The organism is Streptomyces sp. NPDC001056, assembly GCF_053598955.1.
This window is the reverse complement of the sequence record NZ_JBSFLI010000023.1, coordinates 112,687-124,331: the sequence shown is the minus strand read 5'-3', so window position 1 is coordinate 124,331 and position 11,645 is coordinate 112,687. Positions and strand designations below refer to the sequence as shown.

Sequence of the window (11,645 nt, the reverse complement as noted above, 5' to 3'; positions counted from 1 at the left end):
AAAACCGCCAACTCGGCGACGTCACCACCCTCACCGACTCCGGCGTCATGGACCTCATCCAGTCCAAACTCCCCGCCACCCCCAGCGACGACTGACCGGAGAGGCGACCGGCGAGGACGCGGACCGTCCTCGCCGGTCGTCGGTCCCCGGTCGCCGAAAAACAGTCGAGGGCTGGTTTCGATCACCATCGAAACCAGCCCTCGACCTGCGACTTCACAAGTCGGGACGACAGGATTTGAACCTGCGACCCCTTGACCCCAGGAGTGAGGGTCAAGGGAATTTTCAGGACATAATCGACTTAATCTGGGCGTGAGTTGTGCGTGGAAGGTCATGCCGTTCACCATCGCGCACACCGTGTGGTCCCCAACTGGTCCCCAAATCCGCCGGGCTGACACCCAGGGGGCGGACAGCTGTCGGGCGGGGTGGCAGCCATGCCCTTCGCGTGGCTGTCACGGAGGACCGGCTGACTCGTGGCGGTGCAGGGCCCTGTCGGTGCTGCTGGTCGACCAGTTCGAAGTACCTGTCGTACTGGGTTTTCGGCGATCTGAGGGGTTGCGGACGAGGCGCCCAGCCCACGTCGCCACCTGTCAAGAAGCTGTGTCGCAAGCGGTTTCAGTGTGGGGTGGACCTCAGTTGGGGCGGGTCGCGTGGTGGCTGGTGCTGCGGGGGTTTGTCCAGGGTGCGGTGAGTGCGGCGAGCAGGGAGGTGGCAGCGAGAAGGAGGAAGAGGTGGGTGTAGCCGCCGAGAGGCAGGGCGAGGACGGCGCCGGCGAACGGGGCGATGGCGGAGGCGATGGTCGCTGGGGCGGCGAGGATTCCCGAGAGGCGTCCGTAGTGGGTGGTGCCCCAGCGGTCGGTGATGGCGGTGGCCTGAAGGAGGGTGAGGTTGCCGCGGATCATGCCGGCTCCGATGGCGACGGTGACGATCAGGGCATAGGGGCCGGGTACGAGGGCGAAGGCGGTGGTGGTGAGGCCGCCGAGCGCGATCAGTGCGGTCGTGCGGGCTGCCACACTGGTGCGGCGGGCGAGCCCGGCGTACAGGGTGCGGCCGAGAGTCTGTCCCGCGCCGCCGAGACCGAGGGCCCAAGCTGCCTGCGCTGTGGTGTAGCCGCGTTCCAGGAGCAGGGGTACGAGGGCGATGACGACGGCGTACATGGCGAATGCGGAGAGGGCGAAGGCGGCGGCGAGCGTCCAGAACGGCCGGCTTCCCGCGACTGCGCCGGCGCCTGCGTCGGCACGTCTCTGGTCTACGGCCTGCGGCCAGGGTGCCCGCAGTGCCAGGGCGTGGGCGGGGATCGTGATGACGGCGAGTACCGCGGCCAGTGCGAGGTAGGCGCCTCGCCAGGACAGATGGTCGGCGAGGAGTGCGGTCAGCGGGGCGAAAACGGTGGAGGCGAGGCCACCGGCGAGGGTGACGATCGTCAAGGGCCGAACGTGGTCGGGGGCCTGCCAGCGGGTGAGTGCGGCGAAAGCGGGCTGGTAGAACGTCGAGGCCATGGCGAGTCCGGCTGTGGCCCATCCCAGGAAGAAGACGGGCAGGCTGGGTGCCAGGGCGACGGTCAGCAGGCTGGCGGTGCCGAGGACGGAGCCGGTCGTCATGACGCTGCGGGGTCCACGGTGGTCGAGGATCCGGCCGACGCGGATACCGGCGAGTGCGGAGATGACGAGGCCGAGGGAGAAGGCCGCGGTCGTCAGGCTCGTCGGCCATCCGGTCGCGGCGGTGATCTGCGGGTTCAGCACCGGGAAGGCGTAGTAGACGATTCCCCAGCTGGTGATCTGGGTGATGCACAGGGCCGGGAGTGCTGCGCCGGGCCGCGACCGGCCCTTTGTTCCGGTCGCGGCCCTGCGGGCGAGCTGGGTCACGGGCAGCAGCCACCGGTCTCGCCCGGCATGGCGGGGCCTGTTTCGGCGGCGGGAGGGGTCGAGCAGCAGGTGCTGTCCTCCTGCTTGGCCATCGTGTCGGCGTCGGCCTTGACGACATACACCTCCCACGGTTCCTGGCCGGGGCCGTGGACCCAGACCTTGTCCTGGAGGGCGTAGCAGCAGGTGGTGTTGTTCTCGACGTCGGTCGCCAGGCCCTGGTCCGCGAGGCAGGCGGTGGCGGCACGGACGGCTTCCGTGGTGTCGACTTCGACGCCGAGGTGGTCCATGCGTGTGTCCGCGTCCGGCGCGCCCTGGATGAGGACGAGTTTCAGCGGGGGGTCGGCGATGGCGAAGTTGGCGTAGCCGTCTCGCAGTTTGGCCGGCTCGGTGCCGAAGAGCTTGCTGTAGAAGTCGATCGAGGCGGGAAGGTCGGGGACGCGCAGGGCGAGCTGCACTCGGGACATGACGATCCTCCTGACGCAGGGTGAAAGCGCCCCGGCCGTCAGGGCCGGGGCGCTGGGGGTTCAGGCTCCGCAGCAGCCGCCGGTCGACGACGCTTCTTCATCGACTGCGACGGGCACCGAGGCACCGACGGCGCCGAGCTCTACGACAGCGGGTGCTGGAACGGAGCAGCAGCCGCTGGACGTCTGGTCGGCCTCGGGGGCGTCGAAGAGGCCGGCGCCGCCGCACACTCCGGTTTCGGGAAGGATGAGTTCGACGCGGTCGGCGGATTCCAGGTCACCGGCGATGGCGGCGACGACGGAGCGGACCTGCTCATAGCCGGTCCTCGCGAGGAAGGTCGGGGCGCGGCCGTAGGACTTCATGCCGACCAGGTAGATGCCCTGTTCGGGGTGGGCGAGCTCGCGGTGGCCGTGCGGGTAGACGGTGCCGCAGGAGTGCTGGTTGGGGTCGATCAGCGAGGCCAGCGCGATAGGGGCCTGGAGGCGCTCGTCGAGGCCGAGGCGGATCTCGGAGAGGAAGGACAGGTCGGGGCGGAAGCCGGTCAGCACGATGACCTCGTCGACCGGGTCCAGACGGCGTCCGTCCTCGGCGACCAGGACCAGGCGGCCGTCGCCGTCGCGCTCGATCGCCTCCGTACGGAAGCCGGTGACCGCGTCCGCGTAACCGTCATCGACGGCGGCCTTGGCCGCGAGACCGAGAGCACCACGGGCGGGCAGCTGGTCGGACGTGCCGCCACCGAAGGTGGATCCGGAGATGCCGCGGCGCAGGATCCACACCGCGTGCGTGTCGGTGCCGTCGTCGGACTTGGCGAGGTCGGCGAGGTAGGCGAGCGCGGTGAACGCGGAGGCGCCGGTGCCGATGACGGCGGTGCGCTTGCCCGCGTAGCGGGCGCGGACGGCCGGGTCCTTGAGGTCGGGGACACGGTAGGTAACGCGATCGGCCGCCGCACGCTCGCCGAGGGCCGGCAGGCCGCTGGCACCGGCCGGGCTGGGGGTGGTCCAGGTGCCGGAGGCGTCGATCACGGCGCGGGCGAAGAGTCGCTCCTCGCGGCCGTCGGCGTAGGTCACGTGGACGACGAAGGGCTGGGTCTCGCGGTCTGCGTCGACGATGCGGTCGCGGCCGACCCGGGAGACACCGGTCACCCGGGCGCTGGTGCGGACACGGTCGCCGAGGACGTCGGCGAGGGGCTGGAGGTAGAGCTCGGCCCAGTCGCCGCCGGACGGGTAGACGGCCTCGTCCGGCTTGGTCCAGCCGGTCGGTGCCAGAAGCTTCTCGGCTGCCGGGTCGACGATCTCGCCCCAGGTGGAGAACAGCCGCACATGCGACCACTCGCGCACCGTCGCGCCGGCGGCGCCGCCGGCTTCCAGAACCAGAGGCTCGATGCCGCGCTCGACCAGGTGGGCGGCGGCGGCCAGGCCGACCGGCCCTCCCCCGATCACAACGACGGGCAGGTCTGCAGTGGTGGTCATGAGGGTGATGTCCTCCGAGGTGGGCGACCAGCTTGGCCGCTGTTTCGATTAGCGTCGATGTCTGGAGCTTGCCACTTGGTATCGATCGATGTCAACATAGACATATGTCGAAGCCAGAGGTTGTGGAGCTGCCGGTCCTGGACGTGGGTAGCGTGGTGCCGTGCTGTCCGCCGATCACCGCCGGGGAACTGTCGCAGGATGACGCGGAGAAAATGGCCCTGATGTTCAAGGCGCTGTCGGACCCGGTGCGGTTGCGCCTGTTTTCCAAGGTCGCCTCGCATCCGGGCGGCGAGGCGTGCGTGTGCGACATCTCCGATGTCGGCGTCTCGCAGCCGACCGTCTCCCACCACCTGAAGAAGTTGCGCGAGGCCGGCCTGCTGACCTCCGAGCGGCGCGGGACCTGGGTCTATTACCAGGTCGCCCCGTCCGTCGTGGCGACTATGTCCGCCATGCTCGACCTGCGCTCCTGACCAACGGCCCGCGCCGACCGGTCAGCCGGTGCAGTCGGGCGGGCAGCAGTGCGCCAGGTACGCCTGGAGTGCGGAGATACGCTTCGCCATGGTGGCGCCGTCGGCCCGGTAGAAGACCTGCTTACCCTCCTTGCGGGAGACCACCAGGCCGCCGCGGCGCAGCAGGCTCAGATGCTCCGAGGCGGTCGACGGCTTCAGTGCGCATCGCTCCGCGATCTCACCGACTGTCAGCTCGATGCCTCCGGTGAACTGCTGCATCGCAGCGGTACGTCCACCGTGGTGCCGGGGCTGGGGTTCGTCGGGATGGAGTTCCAGCGCAGCTTCTCTTCCAAAACCCTGCGAGGCATCGGCCGGGATGCCCAGCACGTCCTGAGGCGATTGCGAACCGCGGCGGCCGGGTGAACCGGGACCAGAAGTGGTGGAAGGCCGTCGCGAGCGCCTGTCGTCTCCACCGAACGCCCGGAGGGCTTGGACGACGCCCCAGCATTCACGGCAATGACATTCACGGCTACGACCTCGACCGCACGCCTCCATGCCTGCCGCAGGCGCTCAGGTCAGCAGCTCGGTGATCTGTCGGGCTGCCTCACGGGCGGGGCGGCCCACGCCGATGAGGGTGGCGGAGGCGGGTCCGGTCCAGTCGCCGTAGCCGAGCAGGTGCAGGCGTGGTTCATCGAGTGCGCGGGTGCCGTCGGTGGCGATGTGGCCGCGGACCCCACGCAGGCCCAGCGGGGTGAGGTGGGAGAGGGCGGGACGGAAGCCGGTGCACCAGATCACCGCGTCTGCGCGGGTGGACGTTCCGTCGTTCCATCGGATGCCGTCGGCGAGGAGCCGTTCGAACATCGGCTGAGCCTTCAGCAGCCCGGAGTCCCGCGCCTCGCGGACCGGGGGGACGGCGACGATATCCCCGAGCGAGGCGACGCCGCCGGTGTCGGTGCGGCCTTCGTCCAGGGCGCGGCGGCGGGCGGTGGCGGCGTCGAACAGGGCGCGGCCGTCGATGTCGTCGGCGAGGAAGCGGGGCGGGCGCTGGGTGACCCAGGTCAGGTCGATGCCGTCGTGGGTGGCGAGGTCGGCGGCGATCTGTGCGCCGGAGTTCCCGCCGCCGACCACGACCACTCGCTGTCCGGCGAAGTCGGACGGGCGCCGGTAGCCGGTGGTGTGGATCTGGCGGCCGGTGAATACTTCCTGGCCGGCGACGGCGGGCAGGAAGGGGCGCCACCAGGTGCCGGTCGAGGAGACGACCACCCGTGCCGACCATCTGCCGGTGTCCGTCTCCACCCGCAGGCGTTCGCCGTCTCGGTGTACCGACCGGACGCGGACCGGGCGGTGGACGGGCAGGCTGTAGCGCTGTTCGTAGTCGGTCAGGTATTCCACCACGTGCCCGGCGTCCGGGTATTCCCGACCGGGTTGGGCGGGCATGATGCGGCCGGGCAGTGAGGAGAACGTGGCCGGGGAGAACAGGTGCAGGGAGTCCCAGGTGTGCTGCCAGGCTCCGCCGGGCGTGCTCTGTGCGTCGAGGATGGCGAATTCCAGGTTCTTGCGGCGCAGGTGGTACCCGGCGGCGAGCCCTGCCTGCCCGCCGCCGATCACCACGACGTCCGCCGCCTCGGTCACAGGGCCGGAGCAGCTGCGGCCGGTGCCTCGGCTGCGGCACACACCGGGCACAGCACTGTCCGTGCTTGCGCCTGATCGGGGGTACCGAGCGGGCTGCCCCGACGCACGCTCCGGGACGTGATGCGGGCGTGCGCCGCGCAGACTCCGGCTCCGCAGCCCTGGCAGACGCCGATGGTGGAGCTGTTCGTTCCTGCGGTGCGGCAGTCGAGGCGGTGCATCAGCTGTCCCTTCCCCGGGTGATGAGCGCGGGCATGAACTTCTTGCGCCAGGCCAGGGCGACGTACACGAGTCCGATCAGGACCGGGACTTCGATGAGCGGTCCCACGACGCCGGACAGGGCCTGACCGGAGGTGACGCCGAAGGTGGCGATGGCGACCGCGATGGCCAGCTCGAAGTTGTTGCCCGCCGCGGTGAAGGCGAGGGTCGCGGTGCGGTCGTAGGCAAGGCCCAGGCCCTTGCCGAGCAGGAAGGTGCCGAAGAACATGACCGCGAAGTAGACCAGCAGCGGCAGCGCGATCCGGACCACGTCCAGCGGCTGCGAGGTGATCGTCTTCCCCTGCAGGGCGAACAGGATCACGATCGTGAACAGCAGCCCGTACAGGGCCCAGGGGCCGATCTTCGGCAGGAACTTCGCTTCGTAGTCGGCGCGACCCGCCTTCTGCTCGCCGATGCGGCGGGTGAGGAAGCCTGCCAGCAGCGGGACGCCCAGGAAGATGATGACGTTCAGCGCGATGTGCCACACGGAAACGTCCAGGCCCTGGCCGTCGCCGAGGTTCATCCAGCGCGGCAGCAGGTCGAGGTAGAACCAGCCCAGCAGGCCGAAAGCGAGCACCTGGAACACCGAGTTCAGGGCGACCAGGACGGCCGCGGCCTCACGGTCGCCGCAGGCGAGGTCGTTCCAGATGATGACCATGGCGATGCAGCGGGCCAGGCCGACGATGATCAGGCCGGTGCGGTACTCGGGCAGGTCGGGCAGGAAGATCCAGGCCAGGGCGAACATGACTGCCGGGCCGACGATCCAGTTGATGACCAGCGAGGACACCATCAGCTTGCGGTCGCCGGTGACGGTGTCGAGCTTGTCGTAGCGGACCTTGGCGAGGACCGGGTACATCATGACCAGCAGGCCGAGCGCGATCGGCAGGGAGATCCCGCCGATCTCGATCTTCGCGAGCGCGTCGTTCATGCCCGGGACGAGGCGGCCCAGGCCCAGGCCGACGGCCATGGCGATGAGGATCCACACCGCGAGGTAGCGGTCGAGGGTGGAGAGCTTCTTGACGATCGAGTCGTCCCCGCCCGGGTCGGCGTCCCGGGTGGAGGCAGTGGTGGGTTCGGTGGGGGTCACGGACAGGCCCTCTTGTTCTCGGCGGCGCTACGGGCGGAGGCGGCCAGTTCAGCGAACTGCGCGGACAGGCCGGCCAGGACCTCGGGCTTGAGCTTGTAGTAGATGAAGCGGCCGCACGGCTCGGTCTCCACCAGCCCGGCCTCGCGCAGCACCTTCATGTGGTTGGACAGGTTGGTCTGCTTGGCTCCGGTCTCCTCGACCAGGTGCGTGGTGCAGAGCGTCTCGCGCGCCAGCAGGGTCACGATTTTCAGGCGGAGCGGGTCGCCCAGCACCCGGATCACATCAGGATCGACTGAAGTCAGCATGTACTGATACTCTCACATCATCGCCCGCTGATACCAGTGGGGGCTGAAGTTATTGGCGGTTGGGTTCCGCCATGCGACGAGAGAGAACGATCACTATGGCCGACAAGCCGTCCGTCCTGTTCGTCTGCGTCCACAACGCCGGTCGCTCCCAGATGGCCGCCGCCTGGCTGACCCACCTGGCCGGGGACCGCGTCGAGGTCCGCTCGGCGGGATCGGACCCCGGCGATGCCGTGAACCCGGCCGCGGTCGAGGCCATGGCTGAAGTCGGCATCGACATCTCGGCCGAGGCCCCGAAGATCCTCACTGTGGCCGCGGTCCGCGAGTCGGATGTCTGCATCACGATGGGCTGCGGCGACACCTGCCCCGTCTTCCCCGGCAAGCGCTACCTGGACTGGAAGCTCGACGACCCGGCGGGCCAGGGTGTCGAGGCCGTACGCCCGATCCGCGACGAGATCAAGACGATGGTCGAGGGCCTGATCGCCGAGATCGCCCCGGAGAAGACGGCATGAGCGCCGACATCCGCAACGTCATCGTCATAGGTTCCGGTCCGGCCGGCTACACCGCCGCGCTGTACACAGCCCGCGCCGACCTCAATCCCCTGGTCTTCGGCGGTGCGATCTTCGTCGGGGGTTCCCTGACGACGACGACCGAGGTCGAGAACTTTCCCGGCTTCCCCGACGGTGTCCAGGGTCCGCAGCTCATGGAGGACATGCGGGCCCAGGCTGAGCGCTTCGGCGCCGAGATGATCGACGACGACATCGTCGAAGTCGATCTCACCGGAGACATCAAGACCGTCACCGACAGCGCCGGCACCGTCCACCGGGCCAAGGCCGTGATCATTGCGACCGGGTCCGGTTACCGCAAGCTCGGCCTGCCCAACGAGGACGAGCTGTCCGGGCGGGGTGTGTCCTGGTGCGCGACCTGCGACGGGTTCTTCTTCCACGACCGCGACATCGTCGTGGTCGGCGGTGGCGACACCGCGATGGAAGAGGCGACCTTCCTGACCCGGTTCGCGAAGTCGGTCACCGTCGTCCACCGCCGCTCCGCCCTGCGGGCCTCGCAGGTGATGCAGAACCGCGCGTTCGCCGACGACAAGATCTCCTTCGCGTTCGACAGCGAGATCGCCGAGATCAAGGACGGAGGAGGCATGCTCTCCGGCCTGACCCTGCGCGACACCTTCACCGGCGCCACGCGCGACATCGACGCCACCGGACTGTTCATCGCGATCGGCCACGACCCGCGCACCGAACTGTTCAAGGGCCAGCTGGACCTGGACGACGAGGGATACCTCAAGGTCCAGTCCCCCTCCACCCGCACAAACATCTCGGGCGTCTTCGGCGCCGGGGATGTCGTCGACCACACCTATCGTCAGGCCGTCACCGCTGCCGGATCCGGTTGCGCGGCCGCCCTGGACGCGGAGCGCTATCTCGCCGCGCTCGCCGACGCCGAGAACACCGCGGAGCCGGTCAAGGCCCCGGCCACCGTCTGAACCACCTGTATCAGGAGGCCGCCATGGCGCTCAAGAGAGTCACCGACGACAGCTTCGACGAGGAAGTCCTCAAGAGCGGCAAGCCCGTACTCGTCGACTTCTGGGCCAGTTGGTGCGGCCCGTGCCGCCAGCTCGCTCCCTCCCTGGAGGCGATCGCGGCCGAACACGGCGACAAGATCGAAATCGTCAAACTCAACATCGACGAGAACCCGGCCACCGCCGCCAAGTACGGCGTCATGTCCATCCCCACGATGAATGTCTACCAGGGCGGCGAGGTCGCCAAGACCATCGTCGGCGCGAAGCCGAAGGCCGCACTGGAACGCGACCTCGGTGACTTCATCGGCTGATCACCACCGTCACTTCCCGGCAGGGCTTCCGCTCTGCCGGGGCGCCCGGCGTCCAGTCCTTGATCCTTTAGTACGAAACGAACCAAGAAGAGGAACCCTCATGTCCACTGTTCACGTGTACGACCCCGCCATGTGCTGCCCCACCGGTGTCTGCGGACCCTCCGTCGACCCCGCGCTGACGCAATTCTCCGCCGATGTCGAATGGCTCAGCAAAGCCGGCGTCGAGGTGGCCCGCTTCGGCCTGGCCACCGAGCCCGGTCAGTTCGCCGCGCACAGCGAGATCACCGCGCTGATCCAGGAGAAGGGCGAGGACGCCCTCCCCGCCATCGTGGTGGACGGCACCCTGCGCTGCTCCGGACGCTACCCGACCCGCCTGGAACTGGCTGACTGGACCGGTGCCCGGACCGAACGCCCCTCCCTTCCACTGGCCGCGGAGCCGGCCGACGACGCCTGCGGCTGCGGCCCGGAAGGGTGCTGACCTTGCCCACGACCGCCACCGACCGATCCCTGGGCGGCCTGCTCAGCTCGGCGACACGCCACGTGTTCTTCACCGGCATGGGCGGAGTGGGCAAGACCACCACCGCCTCGGCCACCGCCATCGCCCTGGCCGATGAGGGACGCGCGGTGCTGCTGGTGAGCACCGACCCCGCCTCCAACCTCGACGAGGTCCTGAACATCACCGCCGGACGCTCCCCCGTGCGCGTTCCCGGTGTGCCGGGACTTGAGGTGGTGAACATCGACCCGGCCGCTGCCGCCGCGCAGTACCGGGAGAAGGTGGTCGGCCCCTACCGGGACATTCTGCCGGCCGTGGCGATCAGCCAGATCGAGGAACAACTCTCCGGTGCCTGCACCGTGGAGATCGCTGCCTTCAACGAATTCGTCACGCTGCTGACCGACGAGCAGGCCACCGGTCGGTACGACCACATCGTCTTCGACACCGCCCCGACCGGACACACCCTGCGGCTGCTCAGCCTGCCCAGTGCCTGGTCCCAGTACCTGGTCACCAACCCCCAGGGAGCCTCCTGCATCGGACCGCTCGCCGAACTCGGCGCCCAGCAGGAGCGATACGAGCAGGCCATGAAGACGCTGGCCGACGCCGAGCAGACCACCGTGGCGTTGGTGACCCGGCCGGACGCCGGCCCGGTCGCAGAAGCCGAACGGGCCTCCGTCGAACTGCGCGACATGGGAATCGTGCGGCAACACCTCATCGTCAACGGGGTGTTCCGCGCGACGCGTCAGGACGACCCCCTCGCGGTGGCGTGGCAGCGCCGCACCGAAGCCGTTCTGCACAACCTGCCCGCCAACCTGGCACGGCTCACCGAAGCCGACCACGTACCGTTGCTGCCCTCACTGCCGGTCGGCGTGGCCGGCCTGCGCGCCATGCTCAGCCCGCAGGAGGCGCCCGCACCCGCGGCGCCGTCCTGCCGCGAGATCTCCATCCCGGGGAGCACGAGCCTGGCCGAGATCGCCGACGAGGTCGAACGCAGCGGTCAGGGCCTCGTGATGACCATGGGCAAGGGCGGCGTCGGCAAGACCACCGTCGCCTCGGCCCTGGCCGTCGAACTGGCCCGCCGCGGCAGGCCGGTGACGCTGACCACCACCGACCCTGCCGCCCACGTCGAGGCGGTCGTGGGGGCCGGTACGGACAACCTGGCGGTCACCCGGATCGACCCGGTGACGGAGACCGCGGCCTACACCGAAACCGTGCTCGCCGAGGCGGGAGCGAGCCTTGACGAGGACGGGCGCCGCCTGCTCCTGGAGGACCTGCGCTCTCCGTGCACCGAAGAGATCGCGGTCTTCCAAGCGTTCGCCCGCACCGTCGCCCTGGCTGCCGACCGCATCGTCATCGTCGATACGGCCCCCACCGGTCACACCCTGCTGCTGCTCGACGCCTCCCGTAGCTACCAGCGCCAACTGGAAAAGCAACGGGGTGACCAGGCGCCTCCGGCGGAAACCCTCGCGCTGCTCGACCGGCTCACCGATCCCGACTACACCCGCGTACTGCTGGTGACGCTCCCGGAGGCGACGCCGGTTCATGAGGCAGCCGCGCTCCAGGAGGACCTGCACCGGGCCGGCATCAAGCCCTACGCCTGGGTGATCAACCAGAGCCTTGCCTCCTCCGACCCACGCGACCCGCTCCTGGTGGCCAAAGCCGCCAACGAACAGCGGTACATCGCAGAAGTAGCCGAACAGCACGCCGGACGCGTCGCCGTCCTGCCATGCACCGCCGACGCACCGGTCGGCGCCGAGCAACTGGCCGCCCTGGCAGCACCCGGCACACGGTAGAC

The 11,645-nt window shown here is 69.4% G+C and carries 14 protein-coding genes; 6 read left to right on the top strand and 8 right to left on the bottom strand.

Translation table 11 applies throughout. The annotated features are described in order from the left end of the window. Positions 1-629: 629 nt before the first annotated feature. The 3 genes from ACWDD7_RS25665 to ACWDD7_RS25655 are packed head-to-tail and all read right to left on the bottom strand — an operon-like array spanning position 630 to position 3,793. Positions 630-1,868, bottom strand: coding sequence for an MFS transporter (locus ACWDD7_RS25665; protein WP_450459088.1), 1,239 nt, complete (start codon positions 1,866-1,868; stop codon positions 630-632). Beyond that, positions 1,859-2,326, bottom strand: a complete 468-nt coding sequence (locus ACWDD7_RS25660) for an ArsI/CadI family heavy metal resistance metalloenzyme (protein WP_450459086.1) — start codon at positions 2,324-2,326, stop codon at positions 1,859-1,861. Before ACWDD7_RS25660 ends, ACWDD7_RS25665 begins: the two co-directional genes overlap by 10 nt. A gap of 60 nt (positions 2,327-2,386) precedes the next feature. Next, a complete protein-coding gene (locus ACWDD7_RS25655; RefSeq protein WP_450459085.1) occupies positions 2,387-3,793 on the bottom strand; it encodes an FAD-dependent oxidoreductase in 1,407 nt (468 codons plus the stop codon). Positions 3,794-3,897: 104 nt separating this feature from the next. On the opposite strand from ACWDD7_RS25655, the gene ACWDD7_RS25650 reads away from it, so the two are divergent. Then, a complete protein-coding gene (locus ACWDD7_RS25650; RefSeq protein WP_450459083.1) occupies positions 3,898-4,263 on the top strand; it encodes an ArsR/SmtB family transcription factor in 366 nt (121 codons plus the stop codon). 21 nt (positions 4,264-4,284) lie between these two features. Here ACWDD7_RS25650 and ACWDD7_RS25645 read toward each other — a convergent pair whose 3' ends face one another. The 5 genes from ACWDD7_RS25645 to ACWDD7_RS25625 form a co-directional block, all read right to left on the bottom strand. Beyond that, positions 4,285-4,629, bottom strand: a complete 345-nt coding sequence (locus tag ACWDD7_RS25645; RefSeq protein WP_450459082.1) for an ArsR/SmtB family transcription factor — start codon at positions 4,627-4,629, stop codon at positions 4,285-4,287. A 183-nt stretch (positions 4,630-4,812) separates the two neighbouring features. After that, positions 4,813-5,874: an ArsO family NAD(P)H-dependent flavin-containing monooxygenase gene (locus ACWDD7_RS25640; RefSeq protein ID WP_450459080.1), complete on the bottom strand. Its 1,062-nt coding sequence runs from the start codon at positions 5,872-5,874 to the stop codon at positions 4,813-4,815. Continuing rightward, the gene (locus tag ACWDD7_RS25635; RefSeq protein ID WP_450459079.1) at positions 5,871-6,092 is read right to left on the bottom strand and encodes a DUF2180 family protein; all 222 of its coding nucleotides are present in this window, start codon (positions 6,090-6,092) and stop codon (positions 5,871-5,873) included. The genes ACWDD7_RS25640 and ACWDD7_RS25635 overlap by 4 nt, the downstream gene beginning before the upstream one ends. Next, the gene (gene arsB / locus ACWDD7_RS25630) at positions 6,092-7,216 is read right to left on the bottom strand and encodes an ACR3 family arsenite efflux transporter (protein WP_450459077.1); all 1,125 of its coding nucleotides are present in this window, start codon (positions 7,214-7,216) and stop codon (positions 6,092-6,094) included. Before arsB ends, ACWDD7_RS25635 begins: the two co-directional genes overlap by 1 nt. Continuing rightward, complete coding sequence (locus tag ACWDD7_RS25625; RefSeq protein WP_450459076.1) at positions 7,213-7,521, bottom strand: ArsR/SmtB family transcription factor; 309 nt, start codon at positions 7,519-7,521, stop codon at positions 7,213-7,215. Before ACWDD7_RS25625 ends, arsB begins: the two co-directional genes overlap by 4 nt. A 95-nt stretch (positions 7,522-7,616) precedes the next feature. Here ACWDD7_RS25625 and ACWDD7_RS25620 point away from each other — a divergent pair, with 95 nt between their 5' ends. From ACWDD7_RS25620 to arsA, 5 genes are all read left to right on the top strand, one after another. After that, positions 7,617-8,030 (top strand): arsenate reductase ArsC, encoded by a 414-nt coding sequence (locus tag ACWDD7_RS25620; RefSeq protein ID WP_450459075.1) that lies wholly within the window; start codon positions 7,617-7,619, stop codon positions 8,028-8,030. Further along, positions 8,027-9,010: a thioredoxin-disulfide reductase gene (gene trxB / locus ACWDD7_RS25615; protein WP_450459074.1), complete on the top strand. Its 984-nt coding sequence runs from the start codon at positions 8,027-8,029 to the stop codon at positions 9,008-9,010. Before ACWDD7_RS25620 ends, trxB begins: the two co-directional genes overlap by 4 nt. 23 nt (positions 9,011-9,033) lie before the next feature. Further along, on the top strand, positions 9,034-9,357 hold the full coding sequence (gene trxA, locus ACWDD7_RS25610; protein ID WP_450459073.1) for a thioredoxin: 324 nt from the start codon (positions 9,034-9,036) through the stop codon (positions 9,355-9,357). Positions 9,358-9,457: 100 nt separating this feature from the next. Next, the gene (arsD, locus tag ACWDD7_RS25605) at positions 9,458-9,835 is read left to right on the top strand and encodes an arsenite efflux transporter metallochaperone ArsD (RefSeq protein WP_450459072.1); all 378 of its coding nucleotides are present in this window, start codon (positions 9,458-9,460) and stop codon (positions 9,833-9,835) included. A 2-nt stretch (positions 9,836-9,837) separates the two neighbouring features. Then, positions 9,838-11,643: an arsenical pump-driving ATPase gene (gene arsA / locus ACWDD7_RS25600; RefSeq protein ID WP_450459071.1), complete on the top strand. Its 1,806-nt coding sequence runs from the start codon at positions 9,838-9,840 to the stop codon at positions 11,641-11,643. Positions 11,644-11,645: the final 2 nt, after the last annotated feature.

What these genes read in the sequence shown, in the direction of transcription:
- trxA (WP_450459073.1), top strand. Translation starts at nt 9,034, where the DNA reads ATGGCGCTCAAGAGAGTCACCGACGACAGCTTCGACGAGGAAGTCCTC.
- ACWDD7_RS25625 (WP_450459076.1), bottom strand. Translation starts at nt 7,521, where the DNA reads ATGCTGACTTCAGTCGATCCTGATGTGATCCGGGTGCTGGGCGACCCG.
- ACWDD7_RS25650 (WP_450459083.1), top strand. Translation starts at nt 3,898, where the DNA reads ATGTCGAAGCCAGAGGTTGTGGAGCTGCCGGTCCTGGACGTGGGTAGC.
- ACWDD7_RS25620 (WP_450459075.1), top strand. Translation starts at nt 7,617, where the DNA reads ATGGCCGACAAGCCGTCCGTCCTGTTCGTCTGCGTCCACAACGCCGGT.
- ACWDD7_RS25635 (WP_450459079.1), bottom strand. Translation starts at nt 6,092, where the DNA reads ATGCACCGCCTCGACTGCCGCACCGCAGGAACGAACAGCTCCACCATC.
- arsD (WP_450459072.1), top strand. Translation starts at nt 9,458, where the DNA reads ATGTCCACTGTTCACGTGTACGACCCCGCCATGTGCTGCCCCACCGGT.
- trxB (WP_450459074.1), top strand. Translation starts at nt 8,027, where the DNA reads ATGAGCGCCGACATCCGCAACGTCATCGTCATAGGTTCCGGTCCGGCC.
- ACWDD7_RS25655 (WP_450459085.1), bottom strand. Translation starts at nt 3,793, where the DNA reads ATGACCACCACTGCAGACCTGCCCGTCGTTGTGATCGGGGGAGGGCCG.
- ACWDD7_RS25660 (WP_450459086.1), bottom strand. Translation starts at nt 2,326, where the DNA reads ATGTCCCGAGTGCAGCTCGCCCTGCGCGTCCCCGACCTTCCCGCCTCG.